This window comes from Chromatiaceae bacterium, from assembly GCA_016714645.1.
Lineage (GTDB): Bacteria > Pseudomonadota > Gammaproteobacteria > Chromatiales > Chromatiaceae > M0108.
Genome location: JADKCI010000001.1, coordinates 127,121 through 149,721, shown reverse-complemented (window position 1 = coordinate 149,721; position 22,601 = coordinate 127,121). Strand labels below are relative to the sequence as shown.

General features: G+C 67.1%; 23 protein-coding genes. 16 read left to right on the top strand and 7 right to left on the bottom strand.

From position 1 onward, the window contains the following. Window positions 1-662 precede the first annotated feature (662 nt). Entirely contained in the window at window positions 663-962 is a 300-nt protein-coding gene (locus IPN92_00685) for a hypothetical protein (protein ID MBK8636844.1), read from the top strand. Window positions 963-1,027: 65 nt separating this feature from the next. After that, complete coding sequence (locus IPN92_00680; GenBank protein ID MBK8636843.1) at window positions 1,028-2,683, top strand: hypothetical protein; 1,656 nt, start codon at window positions 1,028-1,030, stop codon at window positions 2,681-2,683. A 745-nt stretch (window positions 2,684-3,428) separates the two neighbouring features. On the opposite strand, the gene IPN92_00675 is transcribed toward IPN92_00680, so the two are convergent. After that, window positions 3,429-5,693: a YgiQ family radical SAM protein gene (locus tag IPN92_00675; GenBank protein MBK8636842.1), complete on the bottom strand. Its 2,265-nt coding sequence runs from the start codon at window positions 5,691-5,693 to the stop codon at window positions 3,429-3,431. Window positions 5,694-5,787: 94 nt separating this feature from the next. On the opposite strand from IPN92_00675, the gene IPN92_00670 reads away from it, so the two are divergent. The 3 genes from IPN92_00670 (at window position 5,788) to thiE (ending at window position 7,986) form a co-directional block, all read left to right on the top strand. Continuing rightward, a complete protein-coding gene (locus IPN92_00670) occupies window positions 5,788-6,183 on the top strand; it encodes a DUF2237 domain-containing protein (protein MBK8636841.1) in 396 nt (131 codons plus the stop codon). A gap of 284 nt (window positions 6,184-6,467) precedes the next feature. Next, window positions 6,468-7,277, top strand: coding sequence for a hydroxyethylthiazole kinase (gene thiM, locus IPN92_00665; GenBank protein MBK8636840.1), 810 nt, complete (start codon window positions 6,468-6,470; stop codon window positions 7,275-7,277). 4 nt (window positions 7,278-7,281) lie between these two features. Beyond that, the gene (gene thiE / locus IPN92_00660; protein MBK8636839.1) at window positions 7,282-7,986 is read left to right on the top strand and encodes a thiamine phosphate synthase; all 705 of its coding nucleotides are present in this window, start codon (window positions 7,282-7,284) and stop codon (window positions 7,984-7,986) included. On the opposite strand, the gene IPN92_00655 is transcribed toward thiE, so the two are convergent. The 3 genes from IPN92_00655 to IPN92_00645 all read right to left on the bottom strand — a co-directional run bounded on the left by IPN92_00655 (window position 7,983) and on the right by IPN92_00645 (window position 10,088). Further along, window positions 7,983-8,330 (bottom strand): hypothetical protein, encoded by a 348-nt coding sequence (locus tag IPN92_00655; protein ID MBK8636838.1) that lies wholly within the window; start codon window positions 8,328-8,330, stop codon window positions 7,983-7,985. The two genes, thiE and IPN92_00655, sit on opposite strands and share 4 nt — an antisense overlap. A gap of 646 nt (window positions 8,331-8,976) precedes the next feature. After that, on the bottom strand, window positions 8,977-9,336 hold the full coding sequence (locus IPN92_00650) for a hypothetical protein (GenBank protein MBK8636837.1): 360 nt from the start codon (window positions 9,334-9,336) through the stop codon (window positions 8,977-8,979). A gap of 377 nt (window positions 9,337-9,713) precedes the next feature. Beyond that, the gene (locus IPN92_00645; protein MBK8636836.1) at window positions 9,714-10,088 is read right to left on the bottom strand and encodes a hypothetical protein; all 375 of its coding nucleotides are present in this window, start codon (window positions 10,086-10,088) and stop codon (window positions 9,714-9,716) included. Between the two features lie 498 nt (window positions 10,089-10,586). On the opposite strand from IPN92_00645, the gene hslV reads away from it, so the two are divergent. The 3 genes from hslV to IPN92_00630 all read left to right on the top strand — a co-directional run bounded on the left by hslV (window position 10,587) and on the right by IPN92_00630 (window position 13,023). Then, window positions 10,587-11,129, top strand: a complete 543-nt coding sequence (gene hslV, locus IPN92_00640) for an ATP-dependent protease subunit HslV (GenBank protein ID MBK8636835.1) — start codon at window positions 10,587-10,589, stop codon at window positions 11,127-11,129. Between the two features lie 139 nt (window positions 11,130-11,268). Further along, window positions 11,269-12,603 (top strand): ATP-dependent protease ATPase subunit HslU, encoded by a 1,335-nt coding sequence (gene hslU / locus IPN92_00635; protein MBK8636834.1) that lies wholly within the window; start codon window positions 11,269-11,271, stop codon window positions 12,601-12,603. Between the two features lie 60 nt (window positions 12,604-12,663). Next, complete coding sequence (locus IPN92_00630; protein MBK8636833.1) at window positions 12,664-13,023, top strand: DUF971 domain-containing protein; 360 nt, start codon at window positions 12,664-12,666, stop codon at window positions 13,021-13,023. 97 nt (window positions 13,024-13,120) lie between these two features. On the opposite strand, the gene IPN92_00625 is transcribed toward IPN92_00630, so the two are convergent. Beyond that, entirely contained in the window at window positions 13,121-13,450 is a 330-nt protein-coding gene (locus IPN92_00625) for a hypothetical protein (protein ID MBK8636832.1), read from the bottom strand. Continuing rightward, window positions 13,341-13,763: a hypothetical protein gene (locus IPN92_00620; protein ID MBK8636831.1), complete on the bottom strand. Its 423-nt coding sequence runs from the start codon at window positions 13,761-13,763 to the stop codon at window positions 13,341-13,343. Before IPN92_00620 ends, IPN92_00625 begins: the two co-directional genes overlap by 110 nt. Window positions 13,764-14,242: 479 nt before the next feature. Between IPN92_00620 and IPN92_00615 the strand changes: the two genes are divergently transcribed. From IPN92_00615 to IPN92_00585, 7 genes are all read left to right on the top strand, one after another. Continuing rightward, window positions 14,243-14,806, top strand: coding sequence for a YqgE/AlgH family protein (locus IPN92_00615; GenBank protein ID MBK8636830.1), 564 nt, complete (start codon window positions 14,243-14,245; stop codon window positions 14,804-14,806). Continuing rightward, window positions 14,807-15,214 carry a Holliday junction resolvase RuvX gene (gene ruvX / locus IPN92_00610; protein MBK8636829.1) on the top strand — a complete coding sequence of 136 codons (408 nt, stop codon included), beginning with the start codon at window positions 14,807-14,809 and terminating at the stop codon, window positions 15,212-15,214. Next, window positions 15,201-15,749, top strand: coding sequence for a bifunctional pyr operon transcriptional regulator/uracil phosphoribosyltransferase PyrR (gene pyrR / locus IPN92_00605; protein MBK8636828.1), 549 nt, complete (start codon window positions 15,201-15,203; stop codon window positions 15,747-15,749). The genes ruvX and pyrR overlap by 14 nt, the downstream gene beginning before the upstream one ends. 14 nt (window positions 15,750-15,763) lie before the next feature. Next, the gene (locus IPN92_00600; GenBank protein MBK8636827.1) at window positions 15,764-16,744 is read left to right on the top strand and encodes an aspartate carbamoyltransferase catalytic subunit; all 981 of its coding nucleotides are present in this window, start codon (window positions 15,764-15,766) and stop codon (window positions 16,742-16,744) included. Then, entirely contained in the window at window positions 16,737-18,035 is a 1,299-nt protein-coding gene (locus IPN92_00595) for a dihydroorotase (protein MBK8636826.1), read from the top strand. Before IPN92_00600 ends, IPN92_00595 begins: the two co-directional genes overlap by 8 nt. Further along, window positions 18,032-18,904 (top strand): dihydroorotate dehydrogenase electron transfer subunit, encoded by an 873-nt coding sequence (locus IPN92_00590; protein ID MBK8636825.1) that lies wholly within the window; start codon window positions 18,032-18,034, stop codon window positions 18,902-18,904. The genes IPN92_00595 and IPN92_00590 overlap by 4 nt, the downstream gene beginning before the upstream one ends. Before the next feature lie 77 nt (window positions 18,905-18,981). After that, entirely contained in the window at window positions 18,982-19,854 is an 873-nt protein-coding gene (locus tag IPN92_00585; GenBank protein MBK8636824.1) for an ATP phosphoribosyltransferase, read from the top strand. A 15-nt stretch (window positions 19,855-19,869) separates the two neighbouring features. Here the strand turns inward: IPN92_00585 and IPN92_00580 are convergent, their stop codons facing one another. Then, the gene (locus tag IPN92_00580; protein ID MBK8636823.1) at window positions 19,870-20,547 is read right to left on the bottom strand and encodes a histidine phosphatase family protein; all 678 of its coding nucleotides are present in this window, start codon (window positions 20,545-20,547) and stop codon (window positions 19,870-19,872) included. Window positions 20,548-20,582: 35 nt separating this feature from the next. Here IPN92_00580 and IPN92_00575 point away from each other — a divergent pair, with 35 nt between their 5' ends. Then, a complete protein-coding gene (locus IPN92_00575) occupies window positions 20,583-22,514 on the top strand; it encodes an acyl CoA:acetate/3-ketoacid CoA transferase (GenBank protein MBK8636822.1) in 1,932 nt (643 codons plus the stop codon). Window positions 22,515-22,601: the final 87 nt, after the last annotated feature.

The following is a 22,601-nucleotide window of genomic DNA, read 5'->3' as shown; positions in this document are numbered from 1 at the left end:
CTGTTCCTGGCATTGCCGCTCGTCTGCCCCCGCTGCGGCGCCGACAGGCGCATCGTCGCCTTCATTACCAAGGCCGCTCCAGTGCAGCGGATTCTCAACCACATCGGCGAGCCCGCCGAGCCGCCCCGGATCGCCACCGCGCGCAGACCGCCAGCCTGGGACGATCCGCCGGTCGATGCTATACCGGACTGGGGGCCTTGGCGCGACCGTCACCCGAGTACGTCTTCGACCAGGAAGTGCCGTGGTAGCCCCCTTCCGTTGCCGGTGCGCCCCGGTGATGCGCCCCTCCCTGCACCCAGGCCCCGGCAAACCGCCTCGCACACCCCCTCGGCCCCCTCAGGGGGCGATCTCATCCCCGTCCTCCCCGTCGGCTCCCCTTGCGGCGCTTGCCACGCCCATCCCAGCGATGCTGCTTCTCGCCCCGCTCCAGCCGCCTGTGCGGTTGGACTTCCTATTCTTCAAAAGGATGACTTCGATCAAGCAAAAATGACAAAAGGTTTGCTGTTTCGTAAGGATTCCCTGACACAAATATCGAACTGCTATAGTAAAACATAACCCTGGACTCGGCTGGGTCTTGGTGGACTGGATGGCTCGGGGTCCTGTCCCTTACCCCACCAGCGTGGCCGCCTAACGCTCTTCCATTCATTTTGAGGAGTCATCTCTTGAAGGGTAGCAATCCCATCGCCTCGCTCTTCGGGCATTCCCTCTTCAAACCAGTGCATAAGCACAGGGTTGTGGTCGGCAAATGCGTCGCCGAGGTTCCGGACCTGTTCGAGCCCCTGATCGCCAACGACAAGGTGGGCATTGCCAAGGCCAAGGACATCATCTTCGCCAGGAGCACGAGGCCGACGCCATCAAGAATGGGCTGCGCGCCCATTTGCCCAAGAGCCGCCCCGCTCCAGCCGCCCGTGAGGTTCGACTTCCTATTCCTGTCAGCATTGGAGTCATTCGGAACGGAATGATACCTACCGGGTCCCCACGGCGATCCGATGTGACGAGTACCAACCAGGGGAGAGGAGTTGACGTCATGAGCACACTAGAATCGATCAAACCCGTTGCGTCCTTCCTGTTTTCGGCCATGCTGGCCTGTCCGGCGGCGGTCCTGGCCCAGACCATTGGCGGGGGCGGGGGCGGGGGCGGGGGCGGGGGCGGCTCGCCCGACTATGGCGACCTGATCGTGCTGTATCGCGACGCGGACGGCGTCCCCATTCTGAGCGTATCGCAGCAAGTAACCGACCCCGAAACGGGGCTACTGGTCGACGGAGGGCTCTGCCTGCAGCCCGTTGCCGCCGCTGGCGTCGACATTGTTGACGTCGATGGTGTCAGCATCGACTGCGCAACGACACCGGACGGCCTCTGCCTGATCCCTCTGGACCAGTATTCCTGCTCGGTGCTGCCGCAGTACGCCGGTTACACGCAGGAGATTGAGTTCGAGCGCATCAACGTGGCGCGGGCTCCGGACGACGTGATGGCGCGGCAGCTGGAGGATGTCCTTATCGGCCTGTCCACGGCCGACTGCATCCAACTGGACCCTGCCGGCCGGCTGCTCTACCAGACGCTCGACATCAACGATAGCGACGGCGACGGCGACTCTAAAGAGTACTTTGCCAAGACCGTCGACGCGCCTATGCAGAACCTGGCTATCTACAAGGAGTTGATCCTCAAAGGCCAATTGGGCGACCCCGCCATCGTCCTGCCCCAGCCCTGGGCAAACTACGGCTTTCTTGACCAGGGGGCGAAAGGGCTCGGAGCGGCCGCGTCCAAGGAAGGGTCGATCAACGTGGACCTGGTGGTCTACCTGAACCAGATCATGGGCCTCTCGGATGAGGCAACGACGACGGTGCTGGATCCGAAGATCTGTATCGATTACAGGGACGAGGTCCAGGGCAATATGGTAATGGTCCACAAGTGCTTCCTGGATTACAGCGACTATAGCTACCGGCGCCGGCTGACCTACAGATCGCTCCCTTATCCCCCCTACATTCCCGTGGATGACCCGATGCCGGGTAGGTTCGAGTACCTCGCCCTGTACAATAGGCCCCAGCCCAACGGTGATCCGCTGTTCTGGATCCGCGATGCGCGGATTCTGCCTACGGTGTGGCCAGATCTCAGCACCGAGGACGTTCTGAACGACTCCCTGCCTGGATTCACGGGCGGCAACATCGGCGGTATTGCCCAGGCGGCTGACGATGCCCGCGCGGTGATCCTGTTCGCGCACAACAACCCGATTCCGGCCGGCTATGCGACACCGCCGCTGGCCTGCACCGGGAAGCACCAGACCGCCTATGATGTCTCCATCGACGCGACTTCCGGTCTTGCGGTGCCGGTGAACATGGTCGCCAATGAAGATGGACGCGAGGGCATTGTCACCGTGGCGAACTCGGGTCCGGATCAGGCGACAGGGTCGGTCACCGTAGTAGGTGAATTGAACGGGGCGAACATTGTGGATGAGACGTTTGAGTTCACCGACCTGGCGGCCGATGCCAGCCCGAATCCCCTTCACGTTCACTTCGCCGACCTGGCGGCGGCTGGGGCCACCCAGAGCTTCACGTTCCCAATAGTTGCGGTGGCAGCGGGCACCATCAACTGGACGGCGACGGTGACGGCCGAGTATGACACTTACGCTCCAAACAACACCGTCACCGGCAAGACCGAGGTGAAGGCCATAACAACTGGCGAATAGGCGCGCGGCTGGACTCGCCGCGGAAGGAAGCGGCGATAAGACGTGCTCAGTTCCCCCCGGCCCTGCCGGGGGGGTTATTTGGCGAGTACTGCGGAATCCACGCCTCAACTGGGTCAGCCGGCGGTGCTGGTCCGCGTTAGAGGTTTCTCCCGGGAGCCGACTCAACGGCCTCCCGCCAGGCCCCGGCTGGGGCCCGTGCCCCTGTTCCTAAACCCATGGCATCGACTCTGAGTCCTGCAAGACATCGGGGGGCATGCCGTCGCGAAAAGCCTCGTGCGCACCCGGCACGGGTTCCCGCAGAAAATTGGAGACGGTGGTGGCTTGGCCAGGCGCACTGGTGATGCGGAGATCCCCGCCGGCCTGCTGGGCGAACGTTAGCCAGACTTCGACTATTCGACCCAGGAAGCGGTCATTTCAAGCCATTTTTGCCCTTGGTGGTGCGGAAGGGTTTGAGTGGGCGAGAGCGGAGCGTACGAAAACGTGAGAAAGCCGCTCGAAGCCGGTGGGGTCCAGTGCCGACAGGCCCTGGCGCTAATGCCAGAAGAGGTTGCTGTGATCGAAGCGCAGGTACGCCGCCACATGCGGCGCGGGTTCTCCCGCCGCGGGCACCTCGATCCCGATGATGCCCGCGATCTGCTCGCCTGAGCCAGCAGCGGCTTCTCGCGCGACGCCGCGGTGGGCATCGCCGGAGACACGACCGGGCCGGACTGGAACGGCTGTTACGCTACCGAGAGATGTCCTCCCCTTAGGTCGCGCAATTGCCTCGGGCCGGAGGTTTCAGGGACGGCAGCCCTTTCCCGGCCACCGGTCTGGCCGCCCCACGGCGTCCCCCGCCCGCCGGGCCGGGCCCCGGCCCGGCGGGTTGCCAGGCTGGCACCAGGTGGCGCTGGCCGTTGCCGATCAAATCGGCGCGGCCCATCCGCTTCAGCGCCTCGCGCAGCAGAGGCCAGTTCTCGGGGTCGTGATAGCGCAGGAAGGCCTTGTGTAGCCGGCGCTGGCGAGCGCCGCGGGCCAGGATCACCGGCTCGGCACCCCGCGTTACCCGCTTCAGGGGGTTGATGCCGGTGTGGTACATGGTGGAGGCGAGGGCCATGGGCGTGGGCAGGAAGGCCTGGACCTGATCGGGGCGGAAGCCGTTCGCCTTCAGCCACAAAGCCAGGGCCAGCATGTCCTCGTCCCGGGTGCCGGGGTGGGCGGCGATGAAGTAGGGGATCAGGAACTGCTCCTTGCCCGCCTCCCGGGAATACTTGTCGAACAGGGTCTTGAAGCGGTCATAGGCGCCGATGCCGGGCTTCATCATCAGCGCCAGGGGCCCCGCCTCGGTGTGTTCGGGGGCGATCTTGAGATAGCCGCCGACATGGTGGGTCGCCAGCTCGCGGATGTAGGCCGGGGAGCGCACCGCCAGGTCGTAGCGCAGGCCGGAGGCGATGAGGACGCGCTTGATGCCGGGCAGGGCGCGGGCCTTGCGGTAAAGCTGGATGAGGGGGTCGTGGTCCGTGCCCAGGTTCTTGCAGATGCCCGGAAAGACGCAGGAGAGGCGCCGGCAGGCGGACTCGATGGCCGGGTCGCGGCAGCCCAGCCGCCACATGTTGGCGGTAGGGCCGCCCAGGTCCGAGAGGACCCCCGTAAACCCCGGCGTGCGGTCGCGCAGCGCCTCGATCTCCCGCAGGATGGAGGCCTCGGAACGGCTCTGGATGATGCGGCCCTCGTGCTCGGTGATGGAGCAGAAGGTGCAGCCGCCAAAGCAGCCGCGCATGATGGCGACCGAGAAGCGGATCATCTCCCAGGCTGGGATGCGGGCGCCCTCGTAGGCATCATGGGGCCGGCGGCTGTAGGGGAGTTCGTACACCCGGTCCAGCTCGGCGCTGGTCAGGGGGATGGGTGGCGGGTTGAGCCAGAGGTCGCGGTCGCCATGGGCCTGGACCAGGGCGCGGGCGTTGCGCGGATTGGTCTCCAGATGAAAGAGGCGGGAGGCATGGGCGTAGAGGAGGGGCTCGTCCCGCACCTGCTCGAAGGAGGGCAGGCGCAGGAGGGTGCGGGCGCGGTCGGAACGGTCCGGGCCAGGGGCCTGATCGGCTACAGGACCGGCAGGGTGGGCCGGGGTGGGCAGGGAGACCCGCACCCCCGGGGGGCGGTCACTGGCCGTCTCTACCAAGGCCCCCGGCTCGGGTGCCCCGGGCGCCACGACGCCGGTGGCGGCGCAGGTTGGCTCTAACTGGTAGGGGTCCCGATAGGGATCCCGGAAGGGCTCAACCCGCGGCCCAGCGTGTGCCCCGGGGGCTGGCGCCCGGGGGGCGGCGTCGAGGCGGGTGGCGTCGATCTCGACCCAGCCCGTGGGCAGGCCCCGGGTCATAAAGGCTGTGCCGCGCAGATCCCGGATGGTCGTTATGGGCTCGCCGGCGGCTAGCCGATGGGCCAGTTCCACCAGGGCGCGCTCGGCATTGCCATAGAGGAGCAGGTCCGCCTTGGCATCCAGGAGGACGGAACGCCGCACCTTGTCCGACCAATAGTCATAGTGGGCGATGCGCCTCAGGCTGGCCTCGATGCCACCAAGGACGATAGGCGTGTCCTTGAAGGCCTCCCGCGCCCGCTGGGTATAGACGATCACCGACCGGTCCGGCCGCCGTCCGCCGGCGCCATCGGGGCTGTAGGCGTCGTCGCTGCGTAGCCGCCGGTCGGAGGTGTAGCGGTTGACCATGGAATCCATGTTGCCGGCGGTGATGCCGAAAAAGAGGTTCGGCCGGCCCAGGCGCCGAAAATCCTCCGCCGAGTTCCAGTCCGGCTGGGCCAGGATGCCGACCCGGAACCCCTGGGCCTCTAGCAGCCGCCCGACGATGGCCATGCCAAAGGAGGGATGATCCACATAGGCATCGCCCGTGACGATGATGACATCGCAGGCATCCCAGCCCAGCAGGTCCATCTCCGCCCGGGACATGGGCAGTTGCGGCGCCGTGCCCAGTTCGTGGGCCCAGTAGGGGGGGTAGGAAAAGAGGTCGCGGGCGGCTTGCATGGTGGGGATCGGCTGACGGATATTAGGGGGACGATAGACGAAGCGGGTGGGACCGGGCAAGGGCCTCACCCGCTCATGATTAGAGGAGAAGGCGATGGACGGTGGATTTCCCCGTAGAGACGAGCCCTTGAACGTGCTTGGGGAGCCTCTGGCCCCCTGCTCGGATGGCAACCTGGTGACCGGCTACTATCGCGACGGCAGTTGCGCGACGGGTCCGGACGACGTCGGCCTGCATGGCGTCTGCGCCCGGGTCACGGCGGAATTTCTGGAGTATTCCCTGCGACAAGGCAACGACCTCATCACCCCGCATCCGGAGTTCGAGTTTCCGGGCCTCAAGCCAGGTGACCGCTGGTGCCTGTGCGCGGCGCGCTGGCGGGAGGCGTTGGAGGCTGGCGTCGCGCCGCGCGTGGTGCTGAGGGCTACCCACCAGCAGGTGCTGCGCCTCATCAGCCTCGCGGACCTGAAGCGCCACGCCATCGATCTGAGCTGAGACCGGGGCTACCGACGGGGCGGCGGATCACGGCGGGTGACCCGCCGCCAGACGCGGGCGGATCGCAAAGGCCGCCAGGGGCTGCACCAGGCGGATCATTTCGCCGGTTCCCCGGCCAGCAATGGCGCTTTACCGACTGCGCGAGCAAGGTCGTCATGTCTCGGCGTAGTATGCGGATCGCATTCGCTTTCGACGGCCATTTTCGCCAGCATTGGCGGCCGCGAGGTGTTATCTGGCCGCCAGTGTCGCTTCCGCCATCCGCAACTGAGTCAAAATTCATGGTTATGAGCACCAACCCTATCGATGCCGCAGCCCAGGCGCTCGCGGAGCTAAGGCGCCAGCGGCCGCTGGTCCACAACATCACCAATTATGTCGTCATGGACTTCTCCGCCAATGCCCTGCTGGCCATTGGCGCCTCGCCGGTCATGGCGCACGCCGCCGAGGAGGTCCGGGAGATGGTGGGCCTGGCCGGGGCCCTGGTCCTCAATATCGGCACCCTGTCCCGGCCCTGGATCGATGCCATGTTTGCCGCCGGGCACGCGGCGCGGGCGCGGGGTCTGCCCATCGTCCTGGACCCCGTGGGCGCCGGCGCCACCCGGCTGCGCACCGAGACGGCGCTGCTGCTCCTGGAGGAGGTCAAGCCGACCATCGTCCGTGGCAACGCCTCCGAGATCCTGTCCCTCGCCGCGGCCGGCGGCGCGACCAAGGGCGTCGATTCCACCCGGGGCGTCGAGGAGGCCCGGGAGGCGGCGATCGCCATCGCCAGCCAGTTTGGGGCCCTGGTGGTGGTGACGGGCCCCGAGGACTTCATCACCGACGGCGAGCGCCGGGTGCGCCTGGCCAACGGCCACCCCCTCATGAGCCGGGTGACGGGCACGGGCTGTGTCTGTTCCGCCCTGGTCGGCGCCTTCGCGGCGGTCCAACCCGACCCCCTGCTCGCCAGTATCGGCGCCCTGGCCGCTTATGGCATTGCCGGCGAGCTGGCGGCGGTGGGCAACCCGGGGCCTGGCAGCTTCCGCACCCGCCTCATCGACGCCCTCGACGCCATCACCCCCGAGCGGGTGAGACAGCACGCCCGCCTGGTCTTCGAATAAGCCCATGACCCGGGCCGTCGACTATGGCCTCTACCTGGTGACCGATCGGGCCGCCGCCCAGGGCCGGGGGCTGGTCGGGATCGTCCGTGCTGCCGTCCAGGGTGGCGCCAGCATCGTCCAGTTGCGCGACAAGGACGCCCGCACCCGCGACAGCCTCCGGCTGGCACTGGAACTGAAGGCCCTGCTGGAGCCTCTGGGGGTGCCGCTCATCGTCAATGACCGCCTCGACCTGGCCCTGGCCTGCGGCGCGGCGGGGGTCCATCTGGGCCAGGACGACCTGCCCTGCGAACTGGCCCGGCGGCTGGTCGGCGCGGAATGCCTCCTCGGCGTTTCGGTGAGCACCCCGGAGGAGGCCCGCCGCGCCACGGGCGAGGGGGCGGATTATCTGGGCGTGAGCCCCGTCTTCGCTACCCCGACTAAGCGGGATACCCCAACGGCCACCGGTCTGGCCGGGCTGGCGGCGATCCGTGCCGTCACCCACCTGCCCTTGATCGCCATCGGCGGGCTCAATGAGGGCAATGCGGGGCAGGTCATGGCGGCTGGCGCCGATGGCATCGCCGTCGTCTCCGCCCTCATGGCCGCCGAAGACACGGCGGCGGCGGCGCGCGCCCTGCGCCTGGCCATCGCCCGCGGCCGCGCCCGCCTCACACCCCTCCCCGCGCGCGGTGGAGGGGCCGGGGGAGAGGGGCCGGGCGACCGCTACAACTAGCGTTGATTCGGCACATAGACATAGGCTGGCGCTACCTTGGCGCCGACGATGACGAACTTCTGGGATTCATAGTAACCGCCCAGATTGACGGTTTGCCCCGCCGGGTAGGTGCCGACCCGGACCTGATTGCCCGTGACCTCGTAGCTGCCCTGGCCTGGCGGCATGACCAGGCTGACCTGGCAGGGGGCCGTGATACAGGACCCGGTGTCGCCGGGCTTGAGCGTGATGGCGATGGCGCCGGTGGGAAAGTCGGCCGACGAGGCGCAGCTGCCCAGCGCCAGCGCGACCAGCAGGCTGGTCAGGGCACCGGCGCCGACTCGGACCACCCGTGCCGGATGTGACATGCAATTCGTCATTTTCTTAATCTCCGCCTGTCAGTGAGGGCCGTCCCGCGCCGGGTTTGGATATGTATCGCCGGCACTCCTGGCCAGGGCAGGGCGCTGAGCGGCGGTCGTACCACCGGGCTCATCCACCCACAAGGATAGCTCGTGGTCCCAGTTGGAAGGAGCACCGTCCTCGCGGCGGGCGTTGGAGTAGGGGTGGTCGGCATGGTGCGGGCGGTCGCCTGGGTCCTCGTCTGAATTTCAGTCCAGAATACTAGCGGCCCGTTGCAAGCTAATCCTAAGGCGGCTTACTTAGCGCACAAGTTTCCTAATCCCGTCGAGAACACAATCCAGCCGACCGGATCGGCTGTTTATTTGCCGGAAACTTGATCCGGGTAGCGCCCCAATCGGTAGGATGGCGGCGAGCTTAAGCCTTTATTTATAGCATGTTAGCTGGATGGTTCTGGCGCTCCGCCCTGGCGTTATTGGCAAGCTCCGGGGTAGGGTCGTCTGCGCAGATGCCCTCGACAAGCCGGAGTATTGGCGGGAGTAGCAACCCCATTGGCGGCGCTGGCCAAGTCATGGCGGCCGGCGCCGATGGCATCGCCGTCGTCCCCGCCCCTCATGGCTGTCGCGAGACGGTCACTCCGCGTAGCGACGCGCTCCCTCAGCGCTGCCTGGGCACATAAACATAGATGGGTGCCACCTTGGCGCCGACGATCTCGAATTTCTGAGATTCCCAGTATCCGCCCAGATTGACCGTCTGGCCCGCCGGGTAGGTGCCCACCCGCACCTCATTGCCCGTGACCTCATAGCTGCCCGTCCCCGGGGGCATCACCAGATTGACCTGGCAGGGTGCGGATTCGCAGGTGCCGGTGTCACCGGGCTTGACGGTGATGGAGATGACGCCGGTGGGATAGTTGGCTGACGAGGCGCAGCCGCCCAGCGCCAGCGCGGCGAGCAGGCTGGTCAGGGCATTGGCGCCGACTCGGGCCGCACGTCCCGGATGTAACGTGAAATTCGTCATTTTCTTAATCTCCGTCTGTCAGTGATGGCCGCCCGGGGCCGGATTCGGATAAGTATAGCCAAAATACATCGGTTAGCGGTTTCCCGGGCTAGGTGGTGGCTGGCGGCGGTCGGGGGACGCCGTGAATACATCCCTGTAGGCTTGGCGACAGCATCCCTGCTGTCGACACCCCCGCCCACCGCCAGCCACCACCCAGCCCTCCCTCCAGTGAGATCTCGGACAGGGAAAAGAGGGCGCTGGCCGCGATCAGCAGCGCCATAAACAGGAGTTGGTTGAGAACCAAAGGGGCGGTCCTCGTGGATGGCGATGGCGTCAGGGCCGGGGCATGAAGGCGTCGAACGCCATCGTGTCCCGTTGCGCGGGGGCGAGGAAGCGTTCTACGTAGCGCAGGCAGGCCCCCGAACCCAGGAAGATGCGGAACCGATCCGGGTCGATATGACCCTCCTCGGCCTTTTTTTCATGATCTCTGGGGATTGCGACAGGGTCTTGGCGGGCTTGTAGGGCCGGTAGCTGGCGGTGAGCGCCTCGAAGATATCGGTGATAGCCAGATAGTGGGTCGCGGCGGGTGCCTCGGAGCGTTGGCGGTCCTCTTCGTCCAGGAGGCGGCGGGCCAGGAAGTAGTTGCCCGCCAGGTCGCCGCAATAGAAGGCGACCACCGCCGGCGCCGCCTTTAAGGCCTCGATATAGTTCGGCAGGGCCGACAACTGAGCCTCCAGGCCCGCCGAGGCCAGAGACTCTTCAACGGTCAGCAAGCGCACGCTGGTTTGGACCGGGGCCAGGATGCGATCCAGTTCCAGGGCGGCCTCGTGGGCGGCGCGTAAGGTCAGTTTCGCTGTCGAGCTTTCCAGGATGCTGGCCGTGCGTTGATAGGTCAGCCAGCCCAGGGTACCGGCGACCAGCAGTAGCAGCAGGGTGAAGGCCGTCGTGAGTGGATACGGATCGGCAAGCGCCGCCGCGACAACCGGGCATGTCCAGGTTCGGCAGGGGTTGCGGTAACGTCGGGAAGTTGGATGGGGTTCATGGCGGCGGTGTAATGGAGGTGTGTTTGGTAACGAGTCGTACCGGTGGGGGCCGGTGGCGAGTGACTTCTCAAACGGGAGCCCCGCCCTGGGACGCGCTGCGCGGCTTGCCGCCCGGCGGTAGGCGTTTACTCTACAGGCCCTGGCCGCCTTCCGTCTTATCGCTTTGCTGATCCCGCCCCGTCACTCGGGTAGAATGGCGCCCATTCGATTCGCGCGGGAGAACCCTTGATGGAGACATTTCACGGCACCACCATCCTGTCGGTGCGGCGGGGCGGCCAGGTGGTCATTGGCGGCGATGGCCAGGTGACCCTGGGCTCGACGGTCATGAAGGGCAATGCCCGCAAGGTGCGGCGCCTCTACAAGGAGCGGGTGCTGGCGGGTTTCGCCGGGGCCACGGCGGATGCCTTTACCCTCTTCGAACGCTTCGAGGGCAAACTGGAGAAGCACCAGGGCCATCTCACCCGCTCCGCCGTCGAGTTGGCGAAGGATTGGCGCATGGACCGCATGTTGCGCCGTCTGGAGGCCATGCTACTGGTTGCCGATCAGACCGCCTCCCTCATCATCACGGGCACCGGCGATGTGCTGGAGCCGGAGCAGGGTCTGATGGCCATCGGCTCCGGCGGCTCCTTTGCCCAGGCGGCGGCGCGGGCCCTGCTGGAGGCGACCGAGTTGTCGGCGCTGGAGATCGTCGAGCGTTCGCTGCACATCGCCGCCGACATCTGCGTCTATACCAACCACCAACTCACCATTGAGGAGCTGGGCCCGGTCTGATGGGTCGCGGCGGCGCGGCCGGCGGCCCGTCGCTGGGACCTGGCCTTGCGGAAGGCCGTCCCGGCCCGCAGATGACCCCAGTTGCATCCCACGCGGCGGCCTCCTCGGGGCCCCGAACCTTCACCAGGAAGATTTCCCCATGTCGGACATCACCCCCCAACGCATCGTCGCGGAGCTCAACAAGCACATCGTCGGCCAGGACGAGGCCAAGCGGGCCGTGGCCGTGGCGTTGCGCAACCGCTGGCGCCGCGCCCAGATCGCCGAGCCCATGCGCTCGGAGATCACGCCCAAGAACATCCTTATGATTGGCCCCACCGGCGTCGGCAAGACCGAGATCGCCCGGCGCCTGGCGCGGCTCGCCGATGCCCCCTTCATCAAGGTGGAGGCGACCAAGTTCACGGAGGTCGGCTATGTGGGGCGCGACGTCGAGTCCATTGTCCGCGACCTGGCCGACACCGCCGTCAAGATGGCGCGGGAGCGAGCCATGGAGGGGCTGCGCGACCAGGCCCAGGCGGCGGCGGAGGAGCGGCTGCTGGACGCCCTGCTGCCGCCCCCCGCCAATTTCGAGGAGGACAGTCGCGGCGTCGGTGCCTCCAATGCCACCCGGGAGAAGTTTCGCGACAAGCTGCGCCAGGGCGGCCTGGACGAACGCGAGGTGGAGATCCAGGTCAGTGCCTCACCCATTGGGGTGGAGATCATGGCCCCGCCAGGCATGGAGGAGATGACCAGCCAACTCCAGGGCATCTTCCAGAATCTGGGCCGGGACCGCACCAAGCGCCGCAAGCTCAAGGTGGGCGACGCCATGAAGCTGCTCCGCGACGAGGAGGCGGCCAAGCGTGTCAACGAGGAGGAACTCAAGCTGCGGGCCCTGGAGGGGGTGGAGCAGCACGGCATCGTCTTCCTCGACGAGATCGACAAGGTCTGCCGCCGCGCCGACCACAGCAGCGGTGCCGATGTCTCCCGCGAGGGCGTGCAACGCGACCTGCTGCCCCTGGTGGAAGGCTGCGCCGTCTCCACCAAGCACGGCATGGTGCGCACGGATCACATCCTCTTTATCGCCTCCGGGGCCTTTCACCTCTCCAAGCCATCTGACCTGATCCCGGAGCTCCAGGGCCGCCTGCCCATTCGCGTGGAACTCAAGGCCTTGACCACCGAGGACTTCGTCCGCATCTTGACGGAGCCGGACGACTCCCTCACCGAGCAGTACAAGGCCCTGCTGGGGACCGAGGGCGTCAACCTGGAGTTCACGCCAGAAGGCATCCGGCGCATCGCCGAGGTCGCCTGGCAGGTCAACGAGCGCACGGAGAACATTGGCGCCCGCCGCCTGCACACGGTGCTGGAGCGGCTGTTGGAGGATGTCTCCTTCAATGCCGCGGAGATGGACCGGGTGACGGTGGCCATCGACGCCGCCTACGTGGATCGCAACCTCTCCGAACTGGCCGCCAACGAGGACCTGTCGCGCTACATCCTCTGATGGCCAGCCTTTTTTTGACGACGACACCCCGGCCGCTCGGCGGCCGGCGCGGAGCCCTTCATGTCCACCCCTTCCGAGATCAATTTCCATCGTCAGTCGAAGGTCATCGAGCTGACCTACGACGACGGCTCCCACTTCACCCTGCCCTGCGAGTTCCTGCGCGTCTATTCGCCCTCCGCCGAGGTCCAGGGCCACGGGCCTGGCCAGCGGGTACTCCAGCTCGGCAAGGAAGACGTCAACATCGATCGCATCGAGCCCGTCGGCAACTATGCCATCTGCCTCCACTTTGACGACGACCACAATACCGGCATCTATTCCTGGGACTATCTCTACCGCCTCGGCCAGAACCAGGAAGGTCTGTGGCAGGACTATCTGGCGGAGCTGGAAAAGGCCGGGCAAAGGCGCAAGAAACCCTCCTGATGCGCCATCAAGTCCCGCGGACCCCCCTGCCGCGGGGGATCTCCGGCCCTAAGGCATAAGTTAGGCGCCCCCTTGATCCAGGGGGCACGATGTCGCCCTACAGGATGCCGTTTTCCAGGAAACTGAAGTATCCCGTCCGGTTGAAGATGATGTGGTCCAGCAACTCAATGCCGGCGACCTCACCTGCCGCCTTGAGTTGGGCGGTAATGCCCATGTCGCTTTGGGACGGTTCCACGCCACCGCTGGGGTGATTGTGGGCGAAGACTTCACGCGGATGCACGGGGCCGCAGTTTATCAGCCCCATCGACATCCACCACCTAGCGGTTGCGACCCAATCGTAGTCGCGTGATAACCAGGGGCATTGCCGCAAACAGCGCGAGCATTGCCAGATAGACGGTTCCCGAGACGGGGTCCCGGCTACCGACATATTCGCCAAGAGACCGATCCTGGAGGACCACGGCGAGCAAGAGTTCGGCCGCAAGCAGCAAAGCCAAGGCAATCAAGCCGGTGCCCAGCCGCACCCAGGGGGTAGCCGGCAAGGCGAATCGTTGCGTGATGAAGCGGGCCGCCAAGACGATGACGACGAACATGAACGGCATTTCGATGAGTTCCGCCAGGCGTTCGCCGAGGCGTGGCACCAGGAAAGGCACGCGTATCGCGCCCATGACGAAGCCCGCGCCAAACGCCAGGGAGAAGTAGGCAATACTGGCTTTGAGGGTGCGTAAGCTGAGAGGGCTCATTTGATGACTGGCGGCAAGGTTTTTGACGGGGAACGGACGCGAGGGTGGAGAGGGACGGTGCTACCTTATCGCGGTCGTTGTCAAGGGAGATATCGGCTCAGCTAGAACAACCGCGCCGAAATCTGATTAACAATAGCGGTACCTGACTTTCGGCAATCGTGGCGGCCGAGTTGCGTTTTGGTGCAACCAAGCTTGGCTCCGCGAAATTCGCGGCGACGATCGCAGCCTGGCTGGCCGGATTCGAGGTGCGCCCTTGGTTCGTTGAAGCGACTTACCACTACACCGAGGCCCGGACCACACTGGAACCCGAATACCGGTCGGGGGTGCGCGGCAGAGGCAAATTACGAAACAAAGCCAAATTACCGGCAGGACCAAAGGGGATTGGCTTGGGAGAACGGGGGCCCAGGAAGGGGTAGGGTGGCCAGTCATCCCCCGGCAATCTTCTTGCCTCTAGGGGGTGAGGGCCGGATACTATGCCCATGCCATACTCCTCGACCCTCGCTAACCACTTCCTGATCGCCATGCCAGGCCTGCGGGATCCTAATTTCTCGCGGACCGTGACCTATGTGTGCGAGCACACCGACCAGGGCGCCATGGGCATCGTCATCAACCGCCCTCTGGAGATCCGCCTCGGCGAGATCCTGGAACAACTGGATATCGAGGTCCTGGATCCGGGGGTGCGCGACAACCCCATCTACCTGGGCGGTCCGGTGCAGACGGATCGCGGCTTCGTCCTGCACAGCGAGGGCGAGACCTACGACGCCACCCTGAGCATTGCCCCCAACATCTGCGTGACGACCTCCCGGGACGTGCTGGAGGCCATCGCCGCCGGCCGGGGCCCGGCCTCGCGCCTCATCGCCCTCGGCTATGCCGGCTGGGGTGGCGGCCAACTGGAGCAGGAGATGGGCACCAACGCCTGGCTGAGCGGCCCGGCGGATGGCGATATCCTGTTCCGGGTCCCCGCCGGGCGGCGCTGGCAGGCGGCGGCGGCCCTGCTGGGGGTGGACCTGAACCTGTTGAGTGCCGAGGTGGGACACGCCTGAATGGCCACAGGCACCCTCCTTGGCTTCGACTATGGCCCGCGCAAGATCGGCGTGGCCGTGGGCCAGCAGGTGACCGCCACCGCCGCCCCCCTCACCACCCTGCGTTGCCGCGATGATCGGCCCGACTGGCCGCGCATCGAGGCCTTGATGCGCGAATGGCGTCCAGACGCCGCCGTGGTGGGTCTGCCCTTCAACATGGATGACACCGAGACCGAGATCGCCCCCCTGGCCCGGCGTTTCGCCCGCCAGATCGAGGGGCGTTTTGGTCTGCCGGTGTACCTGGTGGACGAACGGCTCACCACCCTGGAGGCGCGCCGCATCCTCGGGCGCAAGGCCACCTCCCGCGAGGTGGTGGACGCCATGGCCGCGAAACTGCTGCTGGAGACCTGGCTGAGTGAAGCCCACTGAGATCGTCGCCACCGCCGCCGATATCGAGGCGGCCATCGCGCGGATGACCGCCGTCCTCCAGGCCAAGCTCACCCAGCGTGGCATCCTCGACCCCCTCATGGTCGGTATCCATACCGGCGGCGTCTGGATCGCCGAACGCCTGCACCAGTCCCTGTGCATCCCCGAGCCCCTAGGGGTGCTGGACATCTCCTACTACCGCGACGACTTCAGCCGCCTGGGCCTGCACCCCCAGGTGCGGCCCTCGGACCTGCCGGTCGCCATCAACGACCGCCATCTCATCCTGGTGGACGATGTCCTCCACACCGGGCGCACCATCCGCGCCGCCCTGGACAGCCTCTTCGCCTACGGCCGGCCCGCCTCGGTGCTGCTGGCGGTGCTGGCGCGGCGCGGCGGTCGGGAACTGCCCATCGCCGCCGACGCCACCGGCATCGACCTCAAGGGCGCCCTGGCCCGCGACGACGCCCTCCAGGTCAAGCTCACCGGCCCCGCGCCCCTGGCCCTGGTCCTGGGCCGGCGCCCGGACCCCCGCCCTTGACCCCCGGCCCCGCCATGTCCAACCTCCAGCTCGACGCCCAGGGCCAGCTCCGCCACTGCCTCACCCTGGAGGGCCTGCCCCGCGCCCTGCTGCTCCGGATCCTCGATCAGAGCGAGGGCTTCCTGGGCGTGGCCCGCCAGGCGGTCAAGAAGGTGCCGCTGTGCCGGGGCAAGACCGTGGCTAATCTCTTCTTCGAGACCAGTACCCGCACTCGCACCACCTTCGAACTGGCGGCCAAGCGGCTCTCGGCGGACGTACTGACCCTCAATATCGCCGCCTCCTCCACCACCAAGGGCGAGACCTTGCTCGACACCCTGCGCAACCTGGAGGCCATGCACGTGGACATGTTCGTGGTCCGCCACGCCGAGAGCGGCGCCGCCCACTTCATCGCCCAGCACGCCGCCCCCGGGGTCAGCGTCATCAATGCCGGCGACGGCCGCCATGCGCACCCCACCCAGGGCCTGCTGGACATGTTCACCATCCGCCGCCACAAGGGCGACTTCGCCCCCCTGCGGGTGGCCATCGTCGGCGACATCCTCCACTCGCGGGTGGCGCGCTCGCAACTGGCGGCCCTCAAAACGCTGGGCGTGGCCGAGGTGCGCCTCGTCGCCCCCCGGACCCTGCTCCCCGCCGATCCCGAGTCCCTCGGCGCCCGGGTCTGCCACGACCTGCGCGAGGGGGTGCGGGACGTGGACGTGGTCATCATGCTGCGCCTGCAACGGGAGCGGATGCGGGGTGCCCTGCTGCCGAGCGAGCACGAATATTTCCAGCTCTTCGGTCTCACCGAGGAGCGCCTGGCTACCGCCAAGCCGGACGCCATCGTTATGCATCCCGGGCCGATCAATCGCGGGGTGGAGATGGACTCCCAGGTCGCCGACGGCCCGCGCTCGGTGATCCTGGAACAGGTCAGCAACGGCATCGCCGTGCGCATGGCGGTCATGGCCCTGTGCCTCGGCACCCAGAACCAAGGCGCGGCGGTAACGGCCCATGACTGAAACTTCCCGCCTCAGCATTCGCCATGGCCGCCTCATCGACCCCGCCAACGGTATCGATGGCCACCTGGACCTGCACCTGGCCGAGGGGCGGGTGCTGGCGGTAGGCACCGCCCCGGCAGGCTTCCAGCCGGATCAGGTCCTGGACGCCCGGGGCCAGGTCGTGTGCCCAGGCCTCATCGACCTCTGCGCCCGTCTGCGGGAGCCAGGCGAGGAGCACAAGGGCAACATCGCCAGCGAGACGGCGGCGGCGGCGGCGGCGGGCATCACCAGCCTGTGCTGCCCCCCGGACACCTGGCCCGTCATCGACACCCCGGCGGTGGCCCAGCTCATCACCCGGACCGCCGAGCAGGCCGGCTGGGCACGGGTCATCCCCGCCGGCGCCCTCACCCAGGGCCTGGCGGGGGAGCAGCTCAGCGAGATGTTCGCCTTGCGCCAGGCCGGCTGCGCCGTCATGAGCCAGGCCGACCGCCCCATCCTTAATACCCTGGTGCTGCGCCGCGCCCTGGAATACGCCGCCACCTTCGGGCTCACCGTCTTCCTACGGTCCGAGGACCCCCAGTTGCGCGCCCAGGGCTGTGCCCATGAGGGTCGCGTCGCCACCCGCCTCGGCCTGCCCGGTATCCCCGAGGCCGCCGAGACCGTTGCCCTGGCCCGGGACCTAGCCCTCGCCGAGCAGACCGGCGCCCGGGTCCACCTGCGCGGCATCTCCTGTGCCCGCGCCCTGGAAATGCTCGCCGACGCCCACTGCCGAGGCCTGGCCGTCACTGCCGACGTCAGCGCCCATCAGCTCATCCTGACGGAGGATGATCTGGAGGGGTTCAATAGTCAGTGCCACCTGTACCCGCCCCTGCGCACCCTGACCGATCGCGACGCCCTGCGGGACGCCGTGCGCGCCGGCCTGATCAACGCCGTCTGTTCCGATCACCAGCCCCACGAGGCCGACGCCAAGCTAGCGCCCTTTCCCAGCACCGCCCCCGGCATGGCGGCCCTGGAGACCCTGCTGCCCCTAATGCTGCGCCTGGTCGCCCAGGGGGTGCTGGATCTGCCTGCGGCCATCGCCCGTCTCACCAGCGCCCCCGCCGCCATCCTCGGCCTGCCCCTGGGCAACCTGGCCAGCGGCCAGATGGCGGACGTCTGCGTCTTCGACCCCGAGGCCCAGTGGCGGATCGGCCCCGAGACCTGGCGCAGTCAGGGCCACAACACCCCCTTCCGGGGAGACCTGCTGATAGGGCGCGTGACCTGGACCCTGCTTGGTGGCCGCATCGTCCACGCGCTCCGGAGCCCATCATGAGCACGGCCTCCCAGCGCGGCACCCTCTTTGTCGAGGACGCCGAGGTCCTCGGTCAGGAATCCTTCGCCGGCGACCAGTACCTGATGCGTCTCGGGTCCCCGGAGTGCGCCCAACGTGCCAGGCCCGGCCAGTTTATCCACCTCACCTGCGATCCGGCCCTGCCGTTGCGCCGGCCCATCTCCCTGATGCGCGTCGATCCCCGGGCGGGCTGGATCGAGATCCTCTACAAGGCGGTGGGGGAGGGCACCCGGCTCCTGGCCCGCCGCCGCCCCGGGGATATCGTCAGTTCCATCGGCCCCATCGGCAACCCCTTCCAGCTCCATGCCGAACGGCCCCGGCCCCTGCTCATCGGCGGAGGCGTGGGCATGCCGCCCATGATCTTCCTGGCCGACGCCCTGCGCCGGGAGGCGGCCTACAAGCCCCTGGTCATTCTCGGCTCCGAGGTGCCCTTTCCCTTCTCGGCGCGGCCCTCCCAGTTTCTGGTCCCCGGCCTGCCGGCGGACGTCATCGCCGCCATGCCCCTGCTCGATGACTGGGGTATCCCCAGTCGCCTGGCCAGCCTCCAGGGGTTTGCCGGCTGCTACCAGGGCTATGTCACCGACCTGGCCCGCGCCTGGCTCCAGGCCCTGGATGCCAGCGCCCTGGCCGAGGTCGAGGTCTTCGCCTGTGGCCCCCACCCCATGCTGGCGGCGGTCGCCGCCCTAGCGCGGGAATTCGCGCTGCCCTGCCAGGTCTCCCTGGAGGAATTCATGGCCTGCGGCGTCGGTGGCTGCGCCGGTTGCACGGTGGAGGTCAGGACAACCGCGGGGCCGGCCATGAAGAGGGTCTGCGTGGACGGCCCCGTTTTCGAGGCTCATGAGGTGTTTTGAGGCTGACAGGGCTTCTTCGGGGGTAGAATTGCCCGTCCCGCCCGTCTCCGGCGCTTAACCCTGAAGTCGATCCCATCATGACGCCTCTTCGCCTCGGCCTGCCCAAGGGCAGCCTCGAACAATCCACCCTGGCCCTCTTCGAACAGGCCGGTTGGAAGATCAGCCCCAACTATCGCAACTATTACCCCGCCGTGGACGACCCCGATTTGTCCTGTGTCCTGGTGCGGGCCCAGGAGATGGCGCCCTATGTCGCTAGCGGCACCCTGGATCTGGGTCTGACCGGCCTGGACTGGATCCTGGAGACCCAGGCCGAGGTCGAGGAGATCTGCACCCTCACCTACTCCAAGAGCTCGGAGCAGCCCAGCCGCTGGGTGCTGGTGGTCCCGAAGGATTCGCCGATCAACTCGGTCGCCGACCTCCGGGGTAAGAAGGTCGCCACCGAACTCCTGGGCTTCACCAAGCGCTATCTGGCGGAGCGGGGCATCGAGGCCAGCGTGGAGTTCTCCTGGGGCGCCACCGAGGCCAAGGTGGTGGAGGGCCTGGTGGACGCCGTGGTCGAGATCACCGAGACCGGCAGCACCATCCGCGCCCACGGCCTGCGCATCGTCGAGGAGTTGCTGGTCACCGAAACCCGGCTCATTGCCAATCCCCAGGCCCGCCGGGACCCCTGGAAGCGGGCCAAGATTGACCAGATCGCCCTCATGCTCCAGGCCGCCCTGGCCGCGCGCCACAAGGTCGCCCTCAAGCTCAACGTCAAGGCCGAGGACCTGGATCGCGTCGTGGGCCTGCTCCCCAGCCTCCATGCCCCTACCGTCAGTCATCTTTACGATCGCTCCTGGCTGGCTGTCGAGACCGTCGTCGATGCCCGGATCGTCCGCGACCTGGTCCCCCGCCTGCGGGTGGCCGGCGCCGAGGGCATTCTGGAATACGCCTTGCGCAAGATGGTGTGAGGTCCGGGCCAGCCGTCACTCGACGACCTCGTCCAGGGTCCGCTCCAGGTGGCGGCGGTCGGCCCAGGCCAGGATGGTCCAGCGGGGCGCGGCATACTCCAGCCAGTTCATTGCAGCGTTAGGCACCGGGAAATCGCGCGGGCCGGACAGGTCGCGGCCGGTCGCGGCGCGATAGACAGTGTCCAGTATGCCCCCGTGGGTGAAGGCGAGGAGGGTGCCCCCCGCGTGTCGCTCGGCCAGGCGGGTCAGGCCCTCCAGGGCGCGCGTGGCGAAGGCCCGCAGGGTTTCGCCGGTCCCGTAGTCGTAGTCCAGGCTGCGCTGGCGGTGATGATGATGGATCTCGGGGTGGCGCGCCAAGGCCTCCTCCACCGTCAGGCCCTGATAGAGGCCATAGTGGCGCTCCCGCAGGCTCGCCTCGGGCCGCAGGTTGGGCAGGTCCAGGTCTTGGGTCGCCAACGCCGCCGTGTGCCAGGCCCGCGCCAGGTCGGAGCTATAGACGGCGGTGAAGTGCTGGCCGGCCAAGCCGGCCCCGATGGCGCGGGCTTGTGCCTCGCCGGTCGCGTTCAGGCCGATGTCGAGCTGGCCCTGGATGCGACGCTCGACGTTCCAGGGGGTTTCCCCGTGACGGATCAGGCAGAAGCGGGTCATGGTGGGATGCTGATGGCGTGAATTGGCTGGAACGGGATGATACATTGCCCCCTTTCGCCAGCCATACCCCAGGCCTCCCCATGTCCCAACACCCCTTGATTGCCTCGTTGCACGCTGGCGATACCGGCAAGGTGGTCAGCGCCCGGCAAGCGGTGCGCCTGATCCGCGACGGCGATACCCTGGCCACCGGCGGTTTCGTCGGCATCGGCTTTCCAGAGAATCTGGCCCTGGCCCTGGAGCAACGCTTTCTGGAAAGCGAGGCAGGCGATGTCCAGGGGCTCGGTCATCCCCGCGACCTGACCCTGGTCTATGCCGCGGGTCAGGGCGACGGCAAGGAGCGAGGTCTCAACCACTTGGGCCATGAGGGTCTGGTGCGGCGGGTGGTCGGTGGCCATTGGGGTCTGGTCCCCAAGCTGCAGCAACTGGCCCTCGCCGATCGCATCGAGGCCTGGAATCTGCCCCAGGGTGTCATCAGCCACCTCTTCCGCGACATCGCCGCCGGCAAGCCCGGGACCCTGACGCGGGTCGGCCTGGGCACCTTCGTCGATCCCCGCTTGGGAGGCGGAAAGCTCAACGACCGGACCCTCGCCAGCGGCGTCGATCTGGTGCGCCTGATGGAGATCGACGGCGAGGAGTATCTGTTTTACAAGGCCTTCCCGATCCATGTTGGCTTCATTCGCGGCACCACCGCCGACCCGGAGGGCAATATCACCATGGAGCGCGAGGCCCTGACGCTGGAGGCCCAGGCTATCGCCATGGCCGTCCATAATTCGGGTGGCCTCGTCATTGCCCAGGTCGAGCGCCTTGCGGACCGCCATAGCCTCCACTCCCGGCAGGTCAAGATCCCCGGGGTCCTGGTCGATTGCGTGGTAGTCGCGGAGCGGCCCGAGTACCACATGCAGACCTTCGGCGAGCCCTATAGCCCCGCCTTCTCGGGGGAGATCCGGGTGCCTCTGTCCGCCATCCCGCCCATGGGCCTGGACGAGCGCAAGGTCATCGCCCGCCGCGCCGCCCTGGAACTTGCCACCAACGACGTAGTGAACCTGGGCATCGGCATGCCCGAGGGTGTGGCCTCCGTGGCCACCGAGGAGAACATCCTGGATCTCATCACCCTCACCGCCGAGCCTGGGGTGGTCGGGGGCGTCCCGACGGGGGGTCTCAGCTTCGGCGCCGCCATCAATGCCCAGGCGATCGTCGATCAGCCCAGCCAGTTCGACTTCTACGACGGTGGCGGACTCGACATCGCCTTTCTGGGGCTGGCCCAGGCCGACCGCGAGGGCAACCTCAATGTCTCGAAATTCGGCCCCAGGCTCGCCGGCGCCGGGGGCTTCATCAACATCAGCCAAAACGCGAAAAAGGTGGTCTTCGTGGGTACCTTCACCGCCGGCAACCGTGAGATTGTCCTGGAAAAGGGGGCACTGCGGATTCATGCCGACGGTGGGGCGCGGAAATTCGTCGAGCAGGTCGAGCACCGGACCTTCAGCGGACCGGGGGCGGCGGAACGGGGCAAGACCGTGATCTACATCACCGAGCGCTGCGTGTTTCGTCTGGGGCCGGAGGGCCTCGAACTGACCGAGATCGCCCCCGGCGTGGATCTGGAGCGCGATATTCTGGCGCGGATGGCCTTCGTCCCCCGGATGCCCCAGCCGCCGCGGCTGATGGATGCACGCATCTTCGGGACCCAGGCTATGAATCTGCGCGCGGCCATGCTGGATTTGCCCCTCGATCAACGACTGGCCTACGACGCCGGGCGCAAGATCCTCTTCGTCAACTTCGAGGGTTTGAGGGTGCGTACCCACCGGGATATCGACCACCTGCTCCAGGCCTTCGAGGCCCATCTGGTACCGATCGGCCACAAGGTCGCCGCCATCTACAATTTCGAGCGCTTCAGCATCGCGCCGGACCTGATCAACGAGTACAGCCAGGTGGTACAGGGCATCATGGATCGCCACTACACCCAGGTGACGCGCTATACCGCCAAGGCCTTTCTGCGCGCCAGGCAAGGGGGGTAACCCTGAACGCAAAAATCCCCGCCGGGGCGGGGATTCTTCACTTAATCGGCGCTGGCACCGGGTGGCCGCGCCGATCCGTGATCCAAC

Excerpts from the sequence above, each read along its gene's own strand:
- hslV (MBK8636835.1), top strand. The coding sequence starts at position 10,587 with ATGGAGACATTTCACGGCACCACCATCCTGTCGGTGCGGCGGGGCGGC.
- IPN92_00625 (MBK8636832.1), bottom strand. The coding sequence starts at position 13,450 with ATGTCGGTAGCCGGGACCCCGTCTCGGGAACCGTCTATCTGGCAATGC.
- hslU (MBK8636834.1), top strand. The coding sequence starts at position 11,269 with ATGTCGGACATCACCCCCCAACGCATCGTCGCGGAGCTCAACAAGCAC.
- thiE (MBK8636839.1), top strand. The coding sequence starts at position 7,282 with ATGACCCGGGCCGTCGACTATGGCCTCTACCTGGTGACCGATCGGGCC.
- IPN92_00575 (MBK8636822.1), top strand. The coding sequence starts at position 20,583 with ATGTCCCAACACCCCTTGATTGCCTCGTTGCACGCTGGCGATACCGGC.
- IPN92_00655 (MBK8636838.1), bottom strand. The coding sequence starts at position 8,330 with ATGTCACATCCGGCACGGGTGGTCCGAGTCGGCGCCGGTGCCCTGACC.
- IPN92_00675 (MBK8636842.1), bottom strand. The coding sequence starts at position 5,693 with ATGCAAGCCGCCCGCGACCTCTTTTCCTACCCCCCCTACTGGGCCCAC.
- IPN92_00630 (MBK8636833.1), top strand. The coding sequence starts at position 12,664 with ATGTCCACCCCTTCCGAGATCAATTTCCATCGTCAGTCGAAGGTCATC.
- IPN92_00590 (MBK8636825.1), top strand. The coding sequence starts at position 18,032 with ATGAGCACGGCCTCCCAGCGCGGCACCCTCTTTGTCGAGGACGCCGAG.
- IPN92_00670 (MBK8636841.1), top strand. The coding sequence starts at position 5,788 with ATGGACGGTGGATTTCCCCGTAGAGACGAGCCCTTGAACGTGCTTGGG.
- IPN92_00600 (MBK8636827.1), top strand. The coding sequence starts at position 15,764 with ATGTCCAACCTCCAGCTCGACGCCCAGGGCCAGCTCCGCCACTGCCTC.
- ruvX (MBK8636829.1), top strand. The coding sequence starts at position 14,807 with ATGGCCACAGGCACCCTCCTTGGCTTCGACTATGGCCCGCGCAAGATC.
- IPN92_00650 (MBK8636837.1), bottom strand. The coding sequence starts at position 9,336 with ATGACGAATTTCACGTTACATCCGGGACGTGCGGCCCGAGTCGGCGCC.
- thiM (MBK8636840.1), top strand. The coding sequence starts at position 6,468 with ATGAGCACCAACCCTATCGATGCCGCAGCCCAGGCGCTCGCGGAGCTA.
- IPN92_00620 (MBK8636831.1), bottom strand. The coding sequence starts at position 13,763 with ATGAGCCCTCTCAGCTTACGCACCCTCAAAGCCAGTATTGCCTACTTC.
- IPN92_00585 (MBK8636824.1), top strand. The coding sequence starts at position 18,982 with ATGACGCCTCTTCGCCTCGGCCTGCCCAAGGGCAGCCTCGAACAATCC.
- IPN92_00595 (MBK8636826.1), top strand. The coding sequence starts at position 16,737 with ATGACTGAAACTTCCCGCCTCAGCATTCGCCATGGCCGCCTCATCGAC.
- IPN92_00680 (MBK8636843.1), top strand. The coding sequence starts at position 1,028 with ATGAGCACACTAGAATCGATCAAACCCGTTGCGTCCTTCCTGTTTTCG.
- IPN92_00580 (MBK8636823.1), bottom strand. The coding sequence starts at position 20,547 with ATGTATCATCCCGTTCCAGCCAATTCACGCCATCAGCATCCCACCATG.
- IPN92_00615 (MBK8636830.1), top strand. The coding sequence starts at position 14,243 with ATGCCATACTCCTCGACCCTCGCTAACCACTTCCTGATCGCCATGCCA.